This window comes from Sphingomonas sp., from assembly GCF_019746665.1.
Classification (GTDB): Bacteria; Pseudomonadota; Alphaproteobacteria; order Sphingomonadales; family Sphingomonadaceae; genus Sphingomonas.
In genome coordinates, this window is record NZ_JAIERS010000003.1 from 157,265 (window position 1) to 178,604 (window position 21,340).

General features: G+C 67.2%; 17 protein-coding genes and 1 tRNA gene. 10 read left to right on the plus strand and 8 right to left on the minus strand.

Annotated features, from left to right (window positions below):
- Window positions 1–40: 40 nt before the first annotated feature.
- From K2X73_RS02240 to K2X73_RS02265, 6 genes are all read right to left on the minus strand, one after another.
- Window positions 41–1,588: a DNA polymerase Y family protein gene (locus K2X73_RS02240; RefSeq protein WP_294108217.1), complete on the minus strand. Its 1,548-nt coding sequence runs from the start codon at window positions 1,586–1,588 to the stop codon at window positions 41–43.
- The gene (locus tag K2X73_RS02245) at window positions 1,488–2,294 is read right to left on the minus strand and encodes a hypothetical protein (protein ID WP_294108196.1); all 807 of its coding nucleotides are present in this window, start codon (window positions 2,292–2,294) and stop codon (window positions 1,488–1,490) included. The genes K2X73_RS02240 and K2X73_RS02245 overlap by 101 nt, the downstream gene beginning before the upstream one ends.
- A gap of 186 nt (window positions 2,295–2,480) precedes the next feature.
- Window positions 2,481–3,368, minus strand: a complete 888-nt coding sequence (locus K2X73_RS02250; protein WP_294108197.1) for an alpha/beta hydrolase-fold protein — start codon at window positions 3,366–3,368, stop codon at window positions 2,481–2,483.
- Between the two features lie 134 nt (window positions 3,369–3,502).
- Window positions 3,503–4,861: an HlyD family type I secretion periplasmic adaptor subunit gene (locus tag K2X73_RS02255; protein ID WP_294108198.1), complete on the minus strand. Its 1,359-nt coding sequence runs from the start codon at window positions 4,859–4,861 to the stop codon at window positions 3,503–3,505.
- Window positions 4,858–6,588, minus strand: coding sequence for a type I secretion system permease/ATPase (locus tag K2X73_RS02260; protein ID WP_294108199.1), 1,731 nt, complete (start codon window positions 6,586–6,588; stop codon window positions 4,858–4,860). The genes K2X73_RS02255 and K2X73_RS02260 overlap by 4 nt, the downstream gene beginning before the upstream one ends.
- A gap of 164 nt (window positions 6,589–6,752) precedes the next feature.
- The gene (locus K2X73_RS02265) at window positions 6,753–7,136 is read right to left on the minus strand and encodes an AprI/Inh family metalloprotease inhibitor (RefSeq protein WP_294108200.1); all 384 of its coding nucleotides are present in this window, start codon (window positions 7,134–7,136) and stop codon (window positions 6,753–6,755) included.
- Window positions 7,137–7,274: 138 nt separating this feature from the next.
- On the opposite strand from K2X73_RS02265, the gene K2X73_RS02270 reads away from it, so the two are divergent.
- Entirely contained in the window at window positions 7,275–8,834 is a 1,560-nt protein-coding gene (locus K2X73_RS02270) for a serralysin family metalloprotease (protein WP_294108201.1), read from the plus strand.
- Window positions 8,835–8,932: 98 nt separating this feature from the next.
- On the opposite strand, the gene K2X73_RS02275 is transcribed toward K2X73_RS02270, so the two are convergent.
- A complete protein-coding gene (locus K2X73_RS02275) occupies window positions 8,933–10,624 on the minus strand; it encodes a hypothetical protein (protein ID WP_294108202.1) in 1,692 nt (563 codons plus the stop codon).
- Between the two features lie 50 nt (window positions 10,625–10,674).
- On the opposite strand from K2X73_RS02275, the gene K2X73_RS02280 reads away from it, so the two are divergent.
- From K2X73_RS02280 to K2X73_RS02295, 4 genes are read left to right on the plus strand one after another with little or no spacing between them, the layout of a single operon-like run.
- Window positions 10,675–10,986, plus strand: coding sequence for a PadR family transcriptional regulator (locus K2X73_RS02280; RefSeq protein WP_294108203.1), 312 nt, complete (start codon window positions 10,675–10,677; stop codon window positions 10,984–10,986).
- Window positions 10,983–12,065, plus strand: a complete 1,083-nt coding sequence (locus tag K2X73_RS02285; protein ID WP_294108204.1) for a hypothetical protein — start codon at window positions 10,983–10,985, stop codon at window positions 12,063–12,065. The genes K2X73_RS02280 and K2X73_RS02285 overlap by 4 nt, the downstream gene beginning before the upstream one ends.
- Before the next feature lie 5 nt (window positions 12,066–12,070).
- Window positions 12,071–13,003: an alpha/beta hydrolase-fold protein gene (locus tag K2X73_RS02290; protein WP_294108205.1), complete on the plus strand. Its 933-nt coding sequence runs from the start codon at window positions 12,071–12,073 to the stop codon at window positions 13,001–13,003.
- Window positions 13,004–13,032: 29 nt separating this feature from the next.
- Window positions 13,033–14,031, plus strand: a complete 999-nt coding sequence (locus K2X73_RS02295; protein WP_294108206.1) for an alpha/beta hydrolase — start codon at window positions 13,033–13,035, stop codon at window positions 14,029–14,031.
- Between the two features lie 99 nt (window positions 14,032–14,130).
- On the opposite strand, the gene rtcR is transcribed toward K2X73_RS02295, so the two are convergent.
- On the minus strand, window positions 14,131–15,813 hold the full coding sequence (rtcR, locus tag K2X73_RS02300; RefSeq protein WP_294108207.1) for an RNA repair transcriptional activator RtcR: 1,683 nt from the start codon (window positions 15,811–15,813) through the stop codon (window positions 14,131–14,133).
- Window positions 15,814–15,972: 159 nt separating this feature from the next.
- On the opposite strand from rtcR, the gene K2X73_RS02305 reads away from it, so the two are divergent.
- From K2X73_RS02305 to rtcA, 5 genes are all read left to right on the plus strand, one after another.
- Window positions 15,973–16,051 (plus strand) — tRNA-Pro (locus K2X73_RS02305).
- 17 nt (window positions 16,052–16,068) lie between these two features.
- Window positions 16,069–17,616: an RNA-binding protein gene (locus K2X73_RS02310; RefSeq protein ID WP_294108208.1), complete on the plus strand. Its 1,548-nt coding sequence runs from the start codon at window positions 16,069–16,071 to the stop codon at window positions 17,614–17,616.
- Window positions 17,617–18,367: 751 nt separating this feature from the next.
- Window positions 18,368–19,594 (plus strand): RtcB family protein, encoded by a 1,227-nt coding sequence (locus K2X73_RS02315; protein WP_294108209.1) that lies wholly within the window; start codon window positions 18,368–18,370, stop codon window positions 19,592–19,594.
- Between the two features lie 100 nt (window positions 19,595–19,694).
- Window positions 19,695–20,174 (plus strand): hypothetical protein, encoded by a 480-nt coding sequence (locus tag K2X73_RS02320; protein ID WP_294108210.1) that lies wholly within the window; start codon window positions 19,695–19,697, stop codon window positions 20,172–20,174.
- Complete coding sequence (rtcA, locus tag K2X73_RS02325; protein ID WP_294108211.1) at window positions 20,171–21,199, plus strand: RNA 3'-terminal phosphate cyclase; 1,029 nt, start codon at window positions 20,171–20,173, stop codon at window positions 21,197–21,199. Before K2X73_RS02320 ends, rtcA begins: the two co-directional genes overlap by 4 nt.
- Window positions 21,200–21,340 lie beyond the last annotated feature (141 nt).

Sequence of the window (21,340 nt, forward strand, 5' to 3'; positions counted from 1 at the left end):
CGGACGATACGGGGATCGCAGGTCTCCGAGCGCGCGTCGCTCATGCGAACAGGCCGTGCATGTACCAGCGCGGATCGGCGCATTCATCGCCGTACAGGCCGTGGCGGAACAGCCAGAAGCGGCGGCCGCGCACATCCTCCACCCGGTAATAATCGCGCGTCAGCCCCGGATCGCCCGGCGGACGCCGCCACCACTGCGCGCCGATCCGCTCCGGCCCTTCGGCGCGGAGCACCTCGTGCAGCGTGCGCCGCCAGCGGAAGCGCTGGGGCGGGCCATCGGGCAGGCCCGCGATCACCTCGATCGGCTGGGGCGGATCGAACAGATGGATCGGGCGCGGCGGCGGCTCACCCGCTTCGGCCGGCGGCCAGGGGGCGGGATCGGGCAGGTCGATCGCGGGCAGCGCGAGCGATTCCTGTTCGGGCAAATGGCTGTCGCGCGGCACGAAGCGGCGGACGCGGCGGCGCCCGACGCGGGTGCTCAGCCGGTCGATCAGGGCCGCCACCGCCTCCTCGCGCGCGGCGCCCCCTTCCAATGCGAGCTGCGCCGCCGCCAGCGGCTCGTCGCGCGGCACCGCCAACCGGATCATGTCGAACCCGAAGCCGGGATCGATCGGATCGGCAAGCGCCCCCACCCGCTCCTCGAACAGGCGCTGGATGCGCGCCGGATCGCGCAGCGGCAGCCCGCTTTCGACCGCCAGATCGATCACATGCCCGTCGCTGCGATAGAGCCGCGCGACGAAGCGGCGCCCGCCCCGGCAGCGCTCCTCCAGCACCCCCGCCGCAGCGCCCGCCAGATCGCCGATCACCGCCATCGCCGTGTCGGCGGTGGTGATCGGCTCGGCGAAGCGGCGTTCGAGCATCAGCGCGGGCAGCGCGCGGCGCGGCGTGATCCGGCTGTCGCTGCGCCCCAGCACGCGGTCGAGCCGGTCGGTCGCCTCGGCCCCGAACCGCGCGGCGAGCGGGGCCGAGGGGCGATCGGCGAGATCGCCCAGCGTCTTCAGCCCCGCGCGGCGCAACGCCCGCTCGGCCTCCGCCTCGAGTTCGAGCGCGGCGACCGGCAGGCGGCGCAGCGCCGCCGCCTCGTCGCGCGCCGGGGCGGACTGGAACCGGGCGAGCGCGCGCGCGCCCTCGGGCGTCGCCGCCATCGCCAGCCGCAACCGGCTCGCCCAGCGCCGCATCGCCGCCTCCACCGCGGCGATCAAATCCGCCTCGCTCGCGTGGAGATGCAGGCAGCCGGTCATGTCGAGCACCAGGCCATCGGGCGGCTCGGTCTCGACCAGCGGGGTGAAGCGGTCGCACGCATCGGCGATGCGTTCCAGCCAGTGGCGGTCGGCGGCGGGATCGGCCTCCACCGCGATCAGCGCCGGCACCCGCGCCCGCGCGTCGGCCAGCGTCATCCCGGGGGACAGGCCGAGCGACAGCGCCTCGGCATCGCAGGCGACCAGCCGGATCGCGCCGCGCTGGCGGTCGGTCAGGACGAGCGGGCCATCATCCCGCCTGGCGCAAGGTTGCGCGCGGACGAGCCGGTCGGTCGACAGGAAGGGCAGCCACAGCGCCAGGAAGCGCCGCCCCGCCGGTTTCGTGCCGATCGCATAATCGTCCCTGCTCACTGTCCCACTCCACGCGCCAGCGGCCGCCATCGGGGCGCCCGCGCTGGCGAAGCAATTCCACCTCCCAGGCCGGATCGCCGGGAGCATTGGTGGCGCGCGGCAGCGAGGGCGCCGCCGCCACCCGCCAGCGCGTCTGCGCGGCATTGGGCGTCGCCTGGCCGCCCAGCCGCAGCAGGATCGCGGTTACCCCATGCGCCTCCGCCGCCAGCGCCAGCCGGCGGCTCGCGGTGAGATCGAGCGCGCGCGGATCGCCCGCCAGCGCGATCACCACCCCGCCCAGCGCCGGGCAGCGCAACCCGTCCACCGCCGCGCGCAGCACCGCCACCGCATCGGGCAGCACGCCGACGATCAGCCGCGCCGGATCGAGCCCGATCGCGGCGAGCCCGGCGGGGCAAAGCGCGCCCGCCCCGCGCCAGGCCGCTTCCTCGCCCAGCCACAGCATCTCGCCCCCGATCAGCCGGGCGAGGAGCGCCGCGAAGCCCGAAGCGCTGCCCGCCTCTCCATTCTCGCCGAGCACCTCATGCACCCGTCCGCGCATCACCCCGCCGCCAAGCGCCTGGTCGATCGCCCCATGCCCGGTCGCCACGAGCGACGGGGCGAGCGCGTGGGCGGGCGGGACCGCCGCCGTGGCGTGACGTTCGATCAAGCCGATCCGATGCCGGACGAGGCGCAGCGACTCGCTCATATGTTCCTATTATGTTCCGTTGGTCTTTTCCGTCAACGGTTACGAAGGCGGCCCGCTCGACGCTGTTCGGCCACGGCACCGCCCGCCGATGCGGCTAGAGTCGGTTTCAGCTTCGCCGGATCGGCGCCAGCCCACTCCCACGCGATTTCCAAGCCGGCAGGTGACTCCGCCTGCCTCGACATCGCCCTAAGGAGCGGCCGGGTAGAGCTGGCGCAACGCCTTCAGCGCGGCCGGGTGATAAACGGTCGCGTGCCCCTCCCGCAGCCGCCGCGCGCTCCAAACCATGCCCTTTGGCGCGGCGCGCAGCGCACCGACCAGCGCGTCCTGCAGCGCGCGTTCCCGCCTGGCCAGATTCGGTGGCGGCGCAGGCGTGTCGAAGCCGATCCACAACCGCCGATCAGCCGCGCCCTTCGCGCGGAGCAGAGCGGGCGCCGCGCGGACGAGGCCGCCATCGTTCCACCACAGGCTCGGGCTCACCGCGATGAAGTCGTCGAAGCCCGCACCTCCCTTGAGGCAAGTTTCGAGCGTGAAGAGGCCGGCGAGCGATTCACCGATCAGCGCGACGCGCCCATGCCCCGGAAAGCGCGTGTCGATCCAAGGCCTCAGTTCCTCGGCCAGGAAGCGCCGATAGGCATCGGCGCCGCCCGACGTCGGCGCGGCCTTCACATCCGAAGGCACCGACGACGGGGAGGTCAGGTCGTGGCGGCGATCGACCCCCTCGATCCCGATCACGACGATCCGCGGCCCCGCGCCATAGGCGCCGATCAGGTCGGTCAGCCCGGCGATGTGGAGGAAATCCTCCTTCACGCCCCCGTCCAGCAGCACGAGGACCACGGGGCGACTCCCCGGCTGATCGGCGCCTTCGGGCACATGCACATTGATCCGCCGCGTCCCGCCCAGCACCCGCGAGGGCAGATCGCGGCCAAAGCCGATCGTGATCGGCACATCGCCCGGCTGCTCGATCGGCGCCGTTGGTGGTCGTAGCGGTGGTGGTGGTGGCGGGGACGACGGCGCCGCCAGCGCGGCCGGCGCCAGCAGGGCGAGGAAGCCGACCGATCGCACCCCATATCTCATCGGGCCACCATAGCTGCCGGGGGTGCCCAACCGTCAATCGCCTTCGCGCGCGCCGGCCCTGCCCGTTCGCGGGCTGACGCCATTCTCGCTCGGGCCGCTTCGGTTGCTCGCCCGGGACGATCGAGTGCCCGCCCTCAATGCTCGCGGAACGACGCCCAGAAACTGCCGACGAGCGGCTCGAGCGCATAGTCGAGCGCGGTGCGCGGGCGCAGCGGGATCAGCACCTGCACCGGCATCCCGGCGCGCAAGGCGAAGCGCGGCCCGCGCACGTTTCGAATCAGCCGCAGCTGATCATAAGGAACCGTGATTTCGGCGGTGAAGAAGCTTTGCCCGCTCTTCTCGTCGGTGAAACTATCGGCGGAAAGATGCGTCAGCCGGCCACGCAGATCGGGCAGGTTGCGCTCATGCAGGCCGGTCAGCTTCACCTGGGCGATCTGCCCCACCGCCAGGTCATCCGCTTCGTCGGGCAGGAAGCGCGCCTGGATCACCAGCGGCGCGCGTTCGGGCACGATGTCCATCAGCTTCTGCCCCGGCGCGATCACCCCGCCGGGGGTGAACACGGACAGTCCCACCACCGCCCCCGTCGCCGGGGCGAGGATGGCGGTGCGCGCGAGCTGGTCGCGCGCGGCGACCCATTTCGGCATCACCTCGCCCAGCCGCACCTCGACCTCGCGCAGATCGGCGGCGATCCGCTCGCGGAAGCTACGCTCGGCTTCGAGCGCCTGGAGCGCGCTTTCGCGCCGGGCGCCCTGCATCTGCGCGACGCTCGCGCTGAATTGGCCGCCCTGCCCCTGCACCTCGGCCCGGGCGCGCTCCAGCTCGCGCATCCGCGTCTTCGAGACGAAGCCCTTTTCGGCGAGCGGCCGCATCATCGCGATCTGCTGGTCGATCAATTGCAGCTGTTCGCGCGCCGCCGCCGCCTGTTCGCCATAGCCGCGCCCCTGTTCGGCGGACTGGCCCGCGCGCTCGCCCAACGCCCCGCGCTGCGCGGCGAGCACGGCGGCACGCGCGGTCAACTCGGTCTGCTGAAGCTTCAGGGCGAGCTCGGCCTCGCGCCGATCCTCCTGGGTAAGGGACGCGAATTGCGCCGGCGGCACGATCCGCTGCGCGCCCAGCTGCTCGGCCTCCAGCCGGGCGCGCTGCGCCAGCAGGCGGATCGCCTGCGCCGCGAGCGCGCGTTCCTGCGCGCGCACCTCCGCGCCGCCAAGCTCGATCAGCAGCTGGCCGCGCGCCACGCGCTGGCCTTCATGCACCAGAATCCGCGCGACCACGCCGCCGTCACGGTGCTGCACCGTCTGCCGTTGGCCCGATACGGCGAGCTGCCCGGGCGCGAAGGCCGCGGCATCGAGCCGGGCGATCGCCGCCCAGCCGAGGAACAGCACGAAGAACAGCAGCGCGGCGATCGTGCCCGTCCTGATCTCGCGCCCCGGATCGGCGACGGCGGGAAGGTCGAAATCGGGTGCGTCCGTCGGGGCAAGCATCGTCGCGTTCATCGCGCCGCCTCCCGGGTCGCCGGCACGGGACGCAAATTCTGGGGCATGATCTTGGCCAACACCTCGTCGCGCGGGCCGTACATCTCGACTCGCCCGTCGCGCAGCACCAGGATCCGGTCGATCACGGGCAGGATGCCCAGCTTGTGCGACACCACCAGCACGGTGCGCTTTTCCGCCTTGGCGGCGGCGATCGCGGCGATCAGCGCTTGATCGCCTTCCTGATCGAGATGCGCGTTGGGCTCATCGAGGATCAGCACCGCCGGATCGCCGTAGAACGCGCGCGCCAGGCCGATACGCTGCGCCTGCCCCGCCGAAACGCCGCGCCCGCCCAGCTTCAGCTCATGATCATAGCCGCCCCGCAGCGCGCGGATCAGCGCGTCCGCGCCCACCTTCTCGGCGGCGGCGACCACCCCCGCGTCGATCGCCGCGCGCGGCGTGCCAAGCTCGCCCTCGAACCGGGCGATGTTTTCGGCGACCGTGCCGGCGAACAGCACCGCGTCCTGCGGCAGATAGCCGATATGCGTGGCCAGCTCCTCGGCATTCCAGTCGCGCGCATCCGCGCCGTCGAAGCGCACCGCGCCGCGATCGGGACGCTGGGCGCCGGCGATGGCGCGCGCCAGGGTCGATTTGCCCGCCCCACTCGGCCCGATCACCGCCACCACCTCGCCGGGTTCGATCCGCAGCGCGATGCCGTTCAGGATCGCGCCGTCGCGGGTGTCGTTCAGGATCGTCACGCCATCGAGCGTCACCGCCCCGCGCGGGCGGGGCAGCCGGGTCGGCTCGCCCGTGGCGGCGGCGCCTTCGACCAGCGTGGCGATCGCGCGGTAGCTCTGCCGCGCCTGGACGATCGTTTTCCACGTGCCGACCAGCTGCTCGATCGGCGCCAGCGCCCGGGCGATCAGGAAGGACGCGGCGAAGATCGCGCCGGCCGAGATCAGATTGTCCACCGCGAGCAACGCCCCCAGCCCCAGCGCCAGCGATTGCAACGCGAGCCGGGTGAATTTGGTGACGGTGAGATAGCCGCTCGCCGCGAAGCTCGCCTCGGTCTGGGCGATCAGCATCGCCCCCCGCTGGCGGCGCTGCCGCGCCACCATCGCCCGGCGCATCCCGAGCGCGCGCACGCTGTCGCTCGCGGCGAGCAGCACGTCCTGGTTGGCGTAGGAGGCGGCGGCGCTCGCCTGCGCACGGTCGAGCCGCTGGCGGATCGCGCGCTCGGTCGCCCAGGCAAGCAGCGGCAGCGCGGTGCAGCCGATGAGCGCCACCAGCCCGATCCATGGATGCACCAGGAAGCAGACCAGAATGTAGAGCGGAAACCAGGGCGCGTCGAACAAGGCGAGCGCGGCGCCGCCGGTGAGCGCCCCGCGGACCGTATCGAACTCGCGCAGCGCCTGGCGCGCGATCGGCAGATCGGGCCGCTCGATCGCCGCATCGAGGATCAGCGGCGCGAGCGTCCGATCGAGCTGCACGCCCGCGCGCACCAGCAAGCGGCTGCGCACCCGATCGAGCAACGCCAATGTCGCCAGCGCGAACAACAGCGCGAGGGTGAGGAACAGCAGCGTCCGCAACCCCTGGGTCGGGACGACACGGTCATAAACCTGCAGCATGTAGAGCGTCGGCGCGATATAGAGCAGATTGATCAGCGCACTGAACAACCCCGCCGCCAGCAAATGCCTTCGGCACTGGCGCAGCGCGACTCTCATGACATCGGCCGCGGGAGCGTTATTCATGAAAATACTCCAAAGCGGGCGAAGACATAAGCTCGTTTCTTTAATTGGGTAACGCGCGATAAGTCTAGATGAATTTGAAGTTCATCGTCGCTTTACCTTAGGTTTAATATCATTATTGGCACACCAGGTGAAATAAGAACGGTTTTTCATGGCATCGGAAAAACCTATTTTACCCGTGTCAGCAGGAGCAGCGTGCCGTCCGCCGCCGTCGCCTGTGCCGCGCCGTTGTCGCCATAGGCGAACAGCAACACCGTGAGACGGTCGCTCCCCGCCAGTTCGATGCCCTCCGGCGACGGGCGCCAGCCGGCGATCGCGGTGCCGACGAGCGCGGTCAAACAGCCCGAAGGATCGCTCAGGCTATACGCATTTACCGAATCAATTCGTTTCGCCTCCAATCGTAAAAGGCAATCCGATCGACCTGAACCACTGATTTTCCACATGCCGGCAATCTCTTTGGGTTCGGCGAGCCGCAGGCTGGCGCTAATTCGGGGCGTTTCGTCTTGCATTTCGGCTCCTCGTGCCATGAGCGGCTGATCGATGATTGCCACCATAAGGCTCATTATGATCCCTTCACAATGGCGACGCGATAATCCCTTCCGGTCCTTAATTACAATGCGATTAACCTGAGGTCCAAGGAGCATCGTTGTCGTCCTAACCATGTGGAGCTGTATATGAGACCTGCTAGATTGATCGGAACTGATCAAGACTATAACTTTTCGTTTGACGCTGGTTTCGGCCAGCTGAACGGCTTTTCAGGATCGCTCGCCAATAATATGGGATTTGCGACGATCGATTCTGGCACGTTTCACGCCGATACATTGTTCGGTTTCGCCGCGCCAGGGCGTGGCGGTGGCGCGGGCGGCGGGGTCACCGGCTTCGCCGCGCTGAACGAGGATCAGCGGGGCGGCGTCGGGCCGAACAACAAGCCGTCGCTCACCAACGCCGAGGCCGGGGCGCAGATCGGGCGGAACAACATCACCTGGAACGGCTCGGGCGTGCTGGGCCAGGCGGCGAGCGTCACCTATGCCTTCCGCTCCACCGCGCCGACGACGATGCCGGACGACACCGCCGGTTTCAGCCGCTTCAACGCGACCCAGATCACCCAGGCCGAGCGCGCGCTGCAAAGCTGGTCCGATGTCGCGCGCATCACCTTCAGCCGGGTGAGCAACGCCGACGGCTACAGCAATTCCGCCCAGATCCTGTTCGGCAATTACGCGACGGGCGCGGCGGGCGCCGCCGCCTTCGCCTATTTCCCCGGCACCGGGATCGGCGGCGATGTGTGGATCAACAGCTCCCTCAGCTACAATGTCAGCCCGGCCAATCTCAACTATGGCCGCCAGACGGTGACGCACGAGATCGGCCACGCGCTCGGCCTCAATCATCCGGGCGACTATAACGCCGGCAACGGCACCCCGACCTATGCCAACAGCGCCGTCTATTATGAGGATACGCGGCAGTACACGATCATGAGCTATTGGTCGGAGGCGAACACGGGCGGTAATAATGGCGGCTATTACTCGGCCGCGCCGCTGCTCGACGATATCGCCGCGATCCAGCGTCTCTACGGGGCCAATACCACCACGCGCACTGGCAACGACGTTTACGGCTTCAACTCGACCACGGGCCGCGACTATTACTCGGCCACGTCGGCGACCACGCCGGTGATTTTCGCGGTATGGGACGCCGGCGGCAACGACACGTTCGACTTTTCGGGCTATACCCAGAACCAGCGGATCGATCTGAACGACGGCAATTTCTCCAATGTCGGCGGGCTGATCGGCAATGTCGCGATCGCGGTGGGCGTCACCATCGAGAATGCGATCGGCGGGTCGGGCGCGGACACGATCATCGGCAACGAAGCCGCCAACACGATCCGCGGCGGCGCTGGCAATGACGTGATCGATGGCAATGCCGGCGCGGACTCGCTCTATGGCGGCACCGGGGCGGATACCTTCCTGTTCGATCAGCTCTCGGACTCGTCGCCCACCGCGATCGATCGCATCTTCGATTTCACCTCGGGAAGCGACCGGATCGACCTATCGCGGATCGACGCGCGGACCAATGTGACCGGAGACCAGGCGTTCACGCTGGTGGCCTCGTTCACCGGGGTTTCGGGGCAGCTGACGCGCAGCTACAGCACGACCACCAACACCACGACGATCCGTGCCGACGTTAACGGCGATGGCGTGGCCGATTTCGTCCTTTACGTGAACGGCCAGATCGCCAGCACCGATCTGATCCTGTGACATTTGGCGAGGCGGGCGCTTCCAGCCCGCCTCGCTTTCCCAACATTGGGCTCGGAGCGATTTTTCGCCCTTGCACCACGCGCCCGGCCGTCGCCGGATCAGCCCGCCATTCCGCTCCGCGTCGCCGCCGAGAGATCGGCGAGCGGCCGATCCTCCGGCCGCAACCGTGCCAGCGCGTCGCTGGTCGCGGTGGCGCCGAAGCTCGCCATGCTCTGGAGCAGCAAGTCGCCGTGGCGGTTGGGCATGATCGCGGCCGGCGGCAGGTCGCCGGGGAGCGGGTCGGGTTGGCTCGCCGCGATCAGCTCGTCGAGCGTCACGGTCACCCAGGCGGGGCCGCCGCCGGTCAGTTCGGGCGCCCACACCAACTCGGCGGGCGGTGTCGGCACGCGGTGCTGCTCGCCGCGCGGCTGCTCCACCGGCGTTTCGCCGGGGAGCGGCGCGGGGGGCGCCAGCTCCGCGACCGGCGATGCGACGACGGTCAGCGCGGGACCGCCCACGAGTTCGGGCGCCCAGACGAGCTCGGGGGCCGGTTGAACGGGCACATCGGGCTGGACATCCGCAACTTCATCGACCCGCACGGGGCGCTCGAGCCGACCGTCCGCGACCATCGGTCGGTCGGCCGCGGAGGCCGGCATCACCCCGGCGCTTGGCGAAACCGCCGCGGCTTCGGGCGAGCGCGGCGCCCCGGCGCGCGTCGCGACCGGCTCGCCAATTGTCGCATCAGGCGCGGGCGCGGGCTCGGGCGCGGGGGACGGCGAGACGACGACGATCGGGCGATCGGCGGGCGTCGCCGGCACCGCCGAGGCACTCACGGGCGCGGTCCGCCCCGCGCCCGGGGTGAAGGCGAGTGCTACCTCGCCAAAGCTGCCGCCGCTGCCGTCGCGCCGGCGGCAGCCGCCGAGCGACAGCGTGACATTGCCGCCCAGCCCCGCCGCGCCGGCGCGATAGCGCAGGTTGAGGTCGATCGCGGTGATGCCCAGCGCCTCGAGCGTCATCAGCTCGCCCGCCTCGGACACGCCATTGCCGTTCAAGTCGCGCCACACCGCGAGTTCGCCGAAGCGCGCGTCGCGGGCATCGAGCACGCCGTCGCCGTTCATGTCGAAGGCGATCAGCGCCTCGCTCGCATTGCGTGCGCCCGGCGTGGCGGTGAGCAGCGACAACTCGCTCGCATCGGTGATGCGGCCGTCGCCATTGCGATCGATCACGAGCAGGCCATCGCCCCGCGCGGTCCACCCGGTCCGGTCCAAAACGCCATCGCCATTCATGTCGAACGAAGCTCCCGAAGTGTCGCGATCGGCAAGCGACAGGCCATTGCCGTCGAGATCGATCACCAGCGCGCTCAACATCCCCACCCAGGTGTTGCGGAAGCGCATCAGCGTCGCGGGCCCGATCAGCTCCGACACGGGAACCCGCCCGCGCCGATTGAGCGTGACCGCGCCGCGTTCATAGGTCAGCAGATATTGGCCGTTGTCGCCATCCAGGTCGCGCGCACCGAAGCGCAACGCGACCGGCGGCCCGCTCGCGGCGCCCGAGAAATAGGTGAGCGCCGCGTCGAGCAGGTCCATATAGCTGCCATCGGTGCGCTGATAGCGCCCGCGCTGGATCGCGACGACATCGCCGAAGCGCGCCTCGCCCGCCACCGCCTGCGCCTTGAGCTCGATCGCGCCCACGCCGGCGGCGGCCAGTTCCAACACTTCGCCGGGATCGACCAGGCCATCGCCGTTGCGATCATGCCACAGGCGGAAATCGCCGAAGCGCGCATCGCCCGCGGCAAGCCGCATCGCTCGCATCGCGGCGCTAAAGGCTTGACATTAACTCTACCTAGATAGAGTTATGCGCCATGTCCCGAACACGTTCTCTCTCACCCGCCGCCCGAACGGTCCTTGCGGCCCTGGTCGACGCTGGCGAGCGATGGTCCCACGGCTATGAGCTGGCACGGCGGGCACAGGTTAAATCGGGTACGCTTTACCCGCTCCTGATCCGCCTGGAAGCGCAAGGCTATCTTCAGGCCGAGTGGCAACAGCCTGTTGAGCCTGGCCGGCCGCCTCGGCACGCCTATCGGTTGACCGCAAGCGGGGTGCAATTCGCCCGCGCCAATCCTCCTGACCGGCCGACTCCGGCAGCCGCGAAGCCTAGGGAGGCGCTGTCATGAGCGGCGGCGTTCGGCGCGGGCTTGCCGATTTCACCTGTCGTGTGCTGCAGGCGACACTCCCGCCGGCGTTACGATCCTGGGGATGGGCGATCCGCTGCGAGACCGCCGCCATTCCTGACGATAGCCAAGCCCTGTTGTTCGCGCTCCAAAGCGCGCGCGGGCTTCTGCCGAGCGCGGTTACGCCCCGCCTGCTCCATCCTTCCGCGGCGCTGATCGGCGCCGTCGCGCTTGGCGTGGTTTACATGGCAATCGCGGGTGCGCCGACGCGCTACCTCGGCATCAATCTCGGCGCGCTGTTTGTCGGGCTGGCGATGCTGGCGCTTTTTCCCGGTGCTGGGGTCTCGGGACGAATATGCGGCGCTCGCACGATCGCGGCCATGGCGGGCGCGCTGCTGGCGACCCCGCTGCTCGGAGACAAGGTCGACGGCATTGGACGCTGGGTGAGCTTGAGCGGCGTATCGGTCCAGCCGAGCCTCATCCTGCTGCCTTTCATGCTCGTGGCGTTCGCGCGAGAGCGCAACCGGACTTCGACAATGGGCATGGTCGTGGCCGCCGCGGCACTGGCGATCCAGCCGGATCGAGCAATGGCCGGGATGCTCGCGGCGGGTCTTGCTGTGCTCATGGTGATGCGCCCGGACAGGTTTGTGATCTCGGCCTTCGCGGCAAGCGTCGCTGGCTTCGCCGTAACGCTTGCCCGCGCCGACGCGCTGCCGGAGGCGCCCTATGTTGACGGGATTCTCCTCTCGGCTCTCCGCGTCCACTGGGCGGCTGGCGCGGCGGCTTCGGGCGGATCCGTCCTCCTGCTGTTTCCCGCGATTGCCGGCTACTATCGCGATCCGGCGAAGCGCGCGACGTTCGCCGTGTTCGGTGCTGCCTGGCTTGCCCTGATTCTCGCGGCGGCCTTCGGCACATATCCGACGCCGGTCGTCGGTTACGGCGGCAGTGCCATCATCGGCTATACACTAAGCATTCTGGCGCTACCGAAGCTGATGACAGACCCGGTGCCGCCCGTTGCCGGCATAGCTGAACAACCGATCACACCGCTGAGCGATCAACGGCTTTCGGTCGTACTGGCCTGATCGGCATGTCCGGGACCGAACCCCGCGAAAAGCTTCGCCGTGTGGCATCATCGGTGCTCGGGCGCCGATCTCGCCAATGGCTGGCGGCGGTCTTGGTCGCCGGTTTGGCTTTTTACGCATGGACGCAGATCTCGCGACCGCGCGGCGCTCAAAAGGTTGCGTTCCGGCCCGCCGTGCAGCATTGCGGCACCAACGGTCCGCTGCGCTACTGCGTCTATCGGGACCGTCGGGGCACCACCGGCGACATCGTCTATCATCTGCACGGCCGGCGGCTGGACGAGCACGTCTGGAACGACGACACCTATTTCACCGCCATGTTGCAGTCGGAATGGGAGCGCAACGGGACGCTGCCGCCCACGGTCGTCACGCTGTCTTACGGACCGACCTGGCTGCTCACACCCAAGGGCGCCAAACCGGACAGCGGGTTGCTCGAGCAATTGATGGCCAGCCTGCCGGCGATCGAGGCCAAGATCGGACATCCACGTCGCCGCCTGTTGTTAGGTGAATCGATGGGCGGGCTGAACGTTCTCGTGGCCGGTCTCTCCTACCCTGATCGGTTCGCCAAAATCGCGGCCCTTTGCCCCGGCGTCTATCAATCGTCGCCGTTCGCCTCGCTGTCTAGCATCCGTGCGTCGATGGAGCGCACCGGCGCTGACCCGAAGACTGTGTTCGGCGTCTGGCTGATGGCGCGGCACTATGTCGCCAGCGATGCCGAGTGGCGTCGCATCTCGCCCCTCGACCTTATCGCGCGGGCCGGTCCGGGTTCCCCAGCGCTCTATCTCTCCAACGGTCTCTATGACGCCTATGGAAATTTCGAGGGCACCGAGCGACTTGCCCAACTGGCGCGGGGTCGGGGCGTCAGGACGGAATGGCACCCATTATATGGCGGACATTGCGCGATCGATGCAGCCTCGCTCGCCGCATTTCTGAGTTCCTGAGGCATCATCGGTTAACTGAGGAAAACCAAGTGTCGCGTCCCTGGCTCATCGCTTCCACGCTCTTTCTCGCCCTTGGAATTGCAGGGGCGGCCTGTGGCCAGGCGAGCCAGGAGGTGCCGAAAGTCGAACGCGAAGGCGTGTGGCAGCCGACGCGGGGCGGCACCCAGGTTCCACTATGGCCAGCGAACATGGCACTCGCGAAGCCCGACACTGGCGATCATCCCGAAGCGACCGGCAACGGGTCGCCCCTTGTGGGGGGAAGAAAATGGCACTGGGCCAGCTATGTGACCAGGCCGACGATGACGATCTATAAACCCATTGGCCGAAATACTGGCACGGCGATGCTGGTTCTGCCGGGCGGCGGATTCTACGCCGTCGCCACCGATCTCGAAGGCACCGAAATCTGCGATTGGGTGACCCGCCAGGGCATGACCTGTGCGATGCTGAAGTACCGCACGCCCCAGGTGTGGCCGAAGGTGGATGGGCATCAGCAGCGGCCGGCGGTGCTGCTGGGGCTGGAGGACGCTCAGCGCGCGATGGGGCTGCTTCGGCAGCACGCGGCCCGCTACGCGATCGACCCTCGCAGAATCGGCGTGATCGGGTTTTCGGCCGGCGCTTACCTCGTCACCAACATGAGCAATACCGAAGAACGGACCTACCCGCTGACCGATGCGGCGGATCATCAGTCACCGCGACCGGACTTCGCCATTGTCGCCTATGGCGCGCGCATGCTCGATGACAGCAAGGGGAAGAACAGCCTTGAACTCAGACCGTGGGTGAAGATCAGTCCCAACGCGCCGCCGACCCTGATTATCCACGCGATGAACGACCCCGTCGACGATGTCCGCGAAGCGATGGCATATGCGCTGGCCCTCAACGACGCCGGCGTTCCGGTCGATATGCGCCTATATGCCAAGGGGGGTCATGCCTTTGGCTTGCGACCGACCGCCAACCCGATCACGACGCGATGGCCGCAACAGGTGCGGCAATGGCTGCACGACATCGGAATGCTGCACGGCGGCAAATGAGGGAAGATGGCAATAACCGGCGCGGTCGGACGGACTGGTTTGCGCCGCAACTACGGTCATAAAGCCCGACAAGCCGTCGCCCCAAAAGCGGGCGTCGATTTACGCCCGGTCGTCGGTGATGCTGGCCCAGTCGAGCCCGAAGCGCGCGAGATATTTTCGTAACCTATCCGCATCGTTGGCGGAACTGCGCCGCGCCCGCGACGCAGTGAACAAAGCTCTACCAGCTTCAGACAGTGAGCGGCTCCGCCGACACACGCGGATTGTTTCGACCAGCTGCACGCGATCGAACGGATCGATGGCCTCGAGTGCCTCGCGCCCCAGCAGCCGAGCGAGGATATCATCTCCCTGGTCGCATTGGCCGCTCCACAAGCGTTGCAGGCGGGCGATCTCGGCGTTCACGCATTCAAGGTCGATCCGCCCCTTCGGACTAAGCGTCGCCATGCGCGTAACGCTCGCGGCGAGGTCACGAAAGTTGCCCGGCCATGCAGCGCCAGGGCCGGTTGCAAAGGCAACGTAACGCTGGCGCGCTTCTTTGTTGAAGCTGGCCCTATCACCCTCGCGCTCTGCGAAGCGATCGAGTTCGTAGTCGAGGTTGGGTTCAATATCCTCGCGGCGATCGGCCAGGCCGGGCAGATGAAACGTCCACAGGTTGAGGCGGGCGTAAAGGTCGTCTCGAAACGCACCGCTTGCGACGGCTTCGCCGAGATCGCGATTGGTGCCCGCTATCAGCTGGAAGTCGCTCGCCGCTTCCTTGTCGGCACCGACGGGCAGGAAGCGTTTGTCCTCGATCGCGCGCAGGATCATCGCCTGCTCGTCGAGGCCGAGTTCGCCGATCTCGTCCAGGAACAGCATGCCCTTGTCGGCCGCCCGCAGGAGGCCGGGGCGATCGGCGACCGCGCCGGTAAAGGCGCCCTTGCGGTGACCGAACAGCGCGGACATCGCGCCATCACCCTTCAGCGTCGCGCAGTTCACCTCGACAAACGAGCCTGCGACCTGATGCTTGAGCTTCTTGAGCTCGTAGATACGCCGCGCCAGCAAGCTCTTGCCCGCCCCGGTCGGCCCCATCAGCAGGATCGGTGCCTTGGAGCGGAGCGCCACCTTTTCGATCTCATCGATCATCCGGTTGAACGCGACATTGCGCGTGTCGATGCCGGATTTCAGGAATGACGTGCTCTCGGCGCTTGCAACGGCGAAGCGCGTGGCGATGCTGTCGTAGCGCGACAGGTCGAGATCGATCGTGTTCCAGGTCCCGGCGGGGTTGGGTGTGCCACGCTCGGGCTGGGTCTGGAGGAGGCGGCCAGGCAGGTAACGCGCTTCGGTCAGCAGGAAGAGGCAGATCTGCGCGACATGGGTGCCGGTGGTGATATGGATGAGGTAATCCTCGGTATCGGGATCGAAGGGCTCGGCGCGCGCGAAGTCGAGCAGCTTGCCATAGACCTCCTCGAAATCCCACGGATCGCGGAAATCGAGCAGGCGCAGGTCGACATGCGTCTCCGGCGATACAGAGCCGATGTCCTCCGCGACATATTCGGCGAGCCGGCGATGCGGTGTCCCATGCAGGAGAATCAACCGATCGACGCGGAGGTCCTCATGCATCGCGAGCCCGACCGTAGGCCGCCACTTGCTCCAGCGCGAGGGGCCGAACTTGCTCGCGTCGAGCGTCGAGCCGAGGAAGCCGATGACGGTCAGGGGTTTCATGACTATCCCATAGGATAAATCTTGATCCACATCGATAGAAAAAGAGCGAATGATATGGTGCCGCCCCGTATCACCTCGTTTCAATAAAACATTATAATCTAATGTTTTACTCGATTTTCAGCAGCACTCCGATGCATTTGGCACGCCCCCTGCTCTACTCTGTGCGTCGGTCGAGGCGGATTGCTCTTCCGATGGAGCGGAAACCGGGGCGGCCGGAATGGGCCGGCCGCCCCACGAAATTCACAGGGCGTAGCTCAGTCTGCGTGAGAGCACCGGCCTTGGGAGCCGGGGGTCGCAGGTTCAAATCCTGCCGCCCTGACCAATTGAGGAGGTTGGACGATGGCCAACAAGGGACTTTTTGCATCGGCCGCGACGAAGTTGCTGCCGCGCGCGAATGCGGTGAACAACGAAGGCGCGCCGGCCTATGCCTATGGCCCCGAGGCCAAGCTCGCCCAGCTTGCCGCGACCGGAACGCTTGCCGACAACTTCTACGGCGCGGCGGAAACGCAGCTTGCCGATGGGCTGGCCGCGGCCCAGGCGGTCGACCCGTATTTCGTGGCGCAGGCAGCGATCTATGCGCGGCGCTCGGGGGCGATGAAGGACATGCCGGCATTGCTGGCGGCGTATCTTACGGTCGCCGATCCCGATTTGGCGGTGCCGGTATTCAGCCGGGTGATCGACAACGGGCGAATGCTGCGCAATTTCGTGCAGATCATGCGCTCCGGGCAGGTCGGACGGACCTCGCTCGGCTCGCGGCCGAAGCGGCTGGTCCAGCATTGGCTGGAGCAGGCGTCGATGCCGCAGCTGATGGCGGCGGCGACGGGCAAGGATCCGAGCCTCGCGGATATCGTCCGCATGGTTCACCCCAAGCCCGCCGATGCCACGCGCAAGGCATTCTATGGCTGGCTGATCGGGCGTCCGTATGACGTCGCCGCGCTGCCCGCCGAGATCGCCGCGTTCGAGGCGTGGAAAGCCGATCGGTCGTTGCCGCTGCCGCAGGTCCCGTTCGAGTGGCTGACCGCTTTTCCGCTGACGGCGGCGGATTGGGCCGTGCTGTCGACGCGGATCGGGTGGCAGGCGCTGCGGATGAACCTGAACACCTTGGCGCGCAGCGGCGCGTTCGACGTGCCAGGCGTGTCCGAGGTCGTAGCCGCGCGGCTCGCCGACGCCGAGACGATCGCGAAGGTCCGGCCAATGCCCTATCAATTGATGGTGGCACTTGGCCAGGCTGGAGACGGGGTGCCGCTGAATGTCCAGGCTGCGCTCGAGCAGGCGCTGGAGCTGTCGCTTCGGCGCGTGCCGAAGGTGGCGGGCCGGGTCGTCGTCTGCCCCGACGTGTCGGGGTCGATGGAATCGCCGGCGACGGGTTATCGCAAGGGCGCCTCGTCGAAGGTCAGGTGCATCGATGTCGCGGCCCTCGTCGCGGCGGCGATGCTACGCACCAACCGCGACGCGCGGGTGCTGCCGTTCGAGCAGGCGGTCGTGAAGCTGAAGCTCAAGGCCAATGCCCGGGTCGCCGTGAATGCGGCGAAGCTGGCGGCGGTCGGGGGTGGCGGGACCAATGTCTCGGCACCGCTGGCGCTGCTTAACCGGGAGCGGGCACAGGTCGATCTGGTCGTCATCGTCTCGGACAACGAGTCCTGGGTCGATGCCAGCCGGCGCGGCGCGACGGCGACGATGGCGGAGTGGAACAGGCTGAAGGACCGGAATCCGGGTGCGAAGCTCGTCTGCATCGACATCCAGCCGTACGGGACGACGCAGGCGAAGGACCAGGCGGACATATTGAATGTCGGAGGTTTCTCCGACGCCGTGTTCGATACGATCGCGCGCTTCGCCGCGGGCAAGACGCGCGATTGGGTCGAAGTTATCAAGGAGATCGAAGTATAAGAATTGGGTCGTGGCGAATGCTGGTGGGACTACATCGTCACCAGAGAAGGCCCGACGAGTAAAGCGCTCCAGCGCCCGCGAGGGATTGGAGAGATGCGGGTTCGAATCCCGCCGCCGACACGTAGCTTAAGGGCCGCGTCTTGCCGCTCCTCGTCGCCACGACCCATCCCGCATCACGGCGAATGCCAGTGGAACTACATGAACTTCAGTGTCGGCGGTTCGAATCCGCCTCCGGCTTCGGCCGGGTAGCTCAGCTGGATAGAGCATGAAGCCGTTTCACGAACATTCGTCGCCGTGGACCTGACAATCGTGACGAATGCCCGACGGACTACATCGACTGCTAATCGCCAGGTCGCGGGTTCGAGTCCCGCCGGGTCTACCACGGGCCCGTAGCTCAGTTGGTAGAGCGGGGACGTCTGTCAAACACCTGGTCGTCACGGACCGAACAGCAATTCTGGCGAATGCCGGAGGAACTACAGCACGCCCGAGACGCCGGTTCGATCCCGGCCGGATCAGCGCGGTGAAAGCCGACTGATCCGTCGTCTAGCGGAAGGACACGGGCCACGTTTCTCCACTTTTCGTCGCCGGAAGACGAACACAGCTGGCGAATGCCGGCGGGACTACAGGTCAGAGCGCTTGCCGCAAGGCAAGAGGTCGGCGGTCCAACTCCGCCTCCGGGAAACCGGATAGCTCAGGGAAATGTCTCGCCACGCCTCGTCGCCGGCACCATGATGAAACAAGGAGGTCGCAGATGACCGAAGCACTGTACGACTACCAGCACGTCGAAGGCGGCGTGCCGATCAAGATGTGGACGCGCGGCGTGCCGGTCGAGGCCGAGGCTCGGGCGCAGCTGTCGCGCGCCGCACAGATGCCGTTCGTGTTCAAGCATGTGGCGGCGATGCCCGACGTCCATGTCGGCATCGGCGCGACCGTGGGCTCGGTGATCCCGACCAAGGGCGCGGTGATCCCGGCGGCGGTGGGCGTCGACATCGGCTGCGGCATGATGGCGGCGCGGACCTCGCTGATGGCGAGCGATCTGCCCGACAATCTCGAGGGCATTCGCTCGGCGATCGAACAGGCGGTGCCGCACGGCCGGTCGGTCGGTCGCGGCAAGCGCGATCATGGCTCTTGGGGCGATCCGCCCCCGGCGATCGTCGAGGCCTGGGCCACGCTTGCCGTTCGTTTCGAACGAATCTGCGAGAAGCATCCGCGGCTCAAGAACACGAACAACCTCGTGCATCTGGGGACGCTGGGCACCGGCAACCACTTCATCGAACTGTGCCTGGATACGGAACAGCGCGTATGGGTGATGCTGCATTCGGGCAGCCGCGGCGTGGGCAATGCCATCGGCACGTTCTTCATCGAACTGGCCAAGCAGGACATGCGCAAGTGGCACATCAACCTGCCCGATCAGGACCTCGCCTATTTCCCCGAAGGGACCGACCATTTCGACGATTATGTCGAGGCGGTGGGCTGGGCGCAGGATTATGCCGCGCTCAACCGGCGAATGATGATGACCAACGTCATCCGGGCGCTGCGGACCCAGATCGCTAAGCCGTTCGATGCGGAGCTGGAGGCGGTGAACTGCCACCACAACTACGTGACGCGCGAAAACCACTTCGGCGAGAATGTGCTCGTGACCCGCAAGGGCGCGGTGCGGGCGGCGAAGGGCGTGCTGGGGATCATCCCGGGGTCGATGGGCGCCAAGTCGTTCATCGTGCGCGGGCTGGGCAATGCGGAATCGTTCGACAGTTGCTCGCACGGTGCGGGGCGCGTGATGAGCCGGACCGCCGCCAAGAAGCTGGTGTCGCTCGACGAGCACATCGCCGACACGGCGGGCGTCGAATGCCGCAAGGACGAAGGCGTGATCGATGAGACGCCGAAGGCCTATAAGCCGATCGAGGCCGTGATGGCCGCGCAGGCGGACCTGGTCGAGATCGTCCACACGTTGAAGCAGGTGGTGTGCGTCAAGGGGTGAAACGGGATCGAGCGGTATGCCGGGGGCATGCCGCCCCGTTTCACCGGCTGCGCAAGCGGCCGTTGGAAGCCGCAGCTTGCACCACCAATCGGAGGCTGTGATGGCGAACGGTGTCAACGAATGGTCTCAAGAAGGCCAACTTTATGTCTGGCGGTACGCCAACCCCAAGCACGACTGGCGCGGTTGGCACTTCACCGCCGATCCGACCGGGTGCAGGTCCGTCCGAAACCTCCTGGACCGGATGCACGGAGGCGAAGCCTGTCATCGCACGCTGAAACTCGGGACGGTTACTGACGCCATCCTGAGCGTGCCCAATTACGCAGCGAAGGCGATGGGCAGGTTTGAAAAGCTCCGGATCGAATACGTGCCGGGTTTCGACAATCTCTACGTCTCACCAAAGGAAACAGCGCTGATCATGACTGTCGGCGATCGACGGCTTCGAAAACTGACCGCCGCATTTGCTGAGGTCGAGGTCGGGCTTGGTGACTTCGGCATCGGTACGTCCGACAAGAAAAATGCCGACACGTGGATGTTCTGGTGGATGCCGAGCATCAAATATCATGACGGGAAGAGACAATGATCATCATCGACGGATCGGCAGGCGAAGGTGGCGGGCAGGTCGTGCGCAATGCATGCGCGCTGTCGCTCGTCACCGGTCAGCCTTTCCGCATCACGAACGTCCGTGGCAAGCGTTCGAAGCCCGGGCTGATGCGGCAGCACGTCACCGCGGTCGAGGCGGCGCTGGCGATCGGCGGCGCACATGCCGAAGGCGTCGCCGTAGGCTCCTCGGAAATCGCCTTCACGCCTGGACGTGTCACGCCGGGCGAGTACCGCTTCGCGGTCGGCACCGCCGGCAGCACCAGCCTCGTCTTCCAGACGCTGCTGATGCCGCTGCTGCTGGCCGATGCGCCGTCGCGGCTCGTTCTCGAAGGCGGCACGCATAACATGATGGCGCCGCCGTTCGAGTTCATCTCGAAGGCGTTCGTGCCGATCGTGCGCCGGATGGGCGGCGACATCGAGCTACGACTGGCGCGGCACGGATTCTATCCGCGCGGCGGCGGCCGGATCGAGGTCGACATCCGGCCGGGAAAGCTTTCGCCGATCGACTGCCTTGAACGGGGCATGTTGAAGTCGGTTTCGGGTCTGGCGCTGTTCGCCGCCCTGCCGTTCGACATCGCCGAGCGCGAGCTGAAGACGGCACGCAAGTTCTTGCCGAACTGGCCGGAGAATGTGTTTGCGGTTCGCCAACTCCCCGACGAGCAGGGTCCCGGCAATACACTGTTGCTCGAAGCCGAGTTCGATCACGTCACCGAGATCGTAACCGGCTTCGGCAAGCTCGGCGTGTCGGCGGAGTCGCTCGCCAAGACAGCAGCGCACCGGATGGCGGGATTCTTGGCGACAGACGCGTTCGCCGGGCCATACCTGGCGGACCAGCTGTTGTTGCCGTTCGCGTTGGCCGGCGGTGGAAGCTTCACGACCGTGCAGCCGAGCGATCATGCGCGCACCGCCGCGGATGTCATCGAGCGGTTTACCGGCCAACGTTGGAAATTTGAGCAACAATCCAGCGGCAGCCGCCTGGTTCGGCGAATGCCGAGGGCCGGGTGAGGGGCGCCCGATCAGCAGGCGCCCGGTCAATACGAAGGCGCGTCAGGCGTTCAGTCCACCCCGCCTAGGGCTGGGACTCATAAGCACCATATGATGGCGGCGGCGAGGTGGATGCTGCCTAGGAAGATGTCGGCGCGCCGG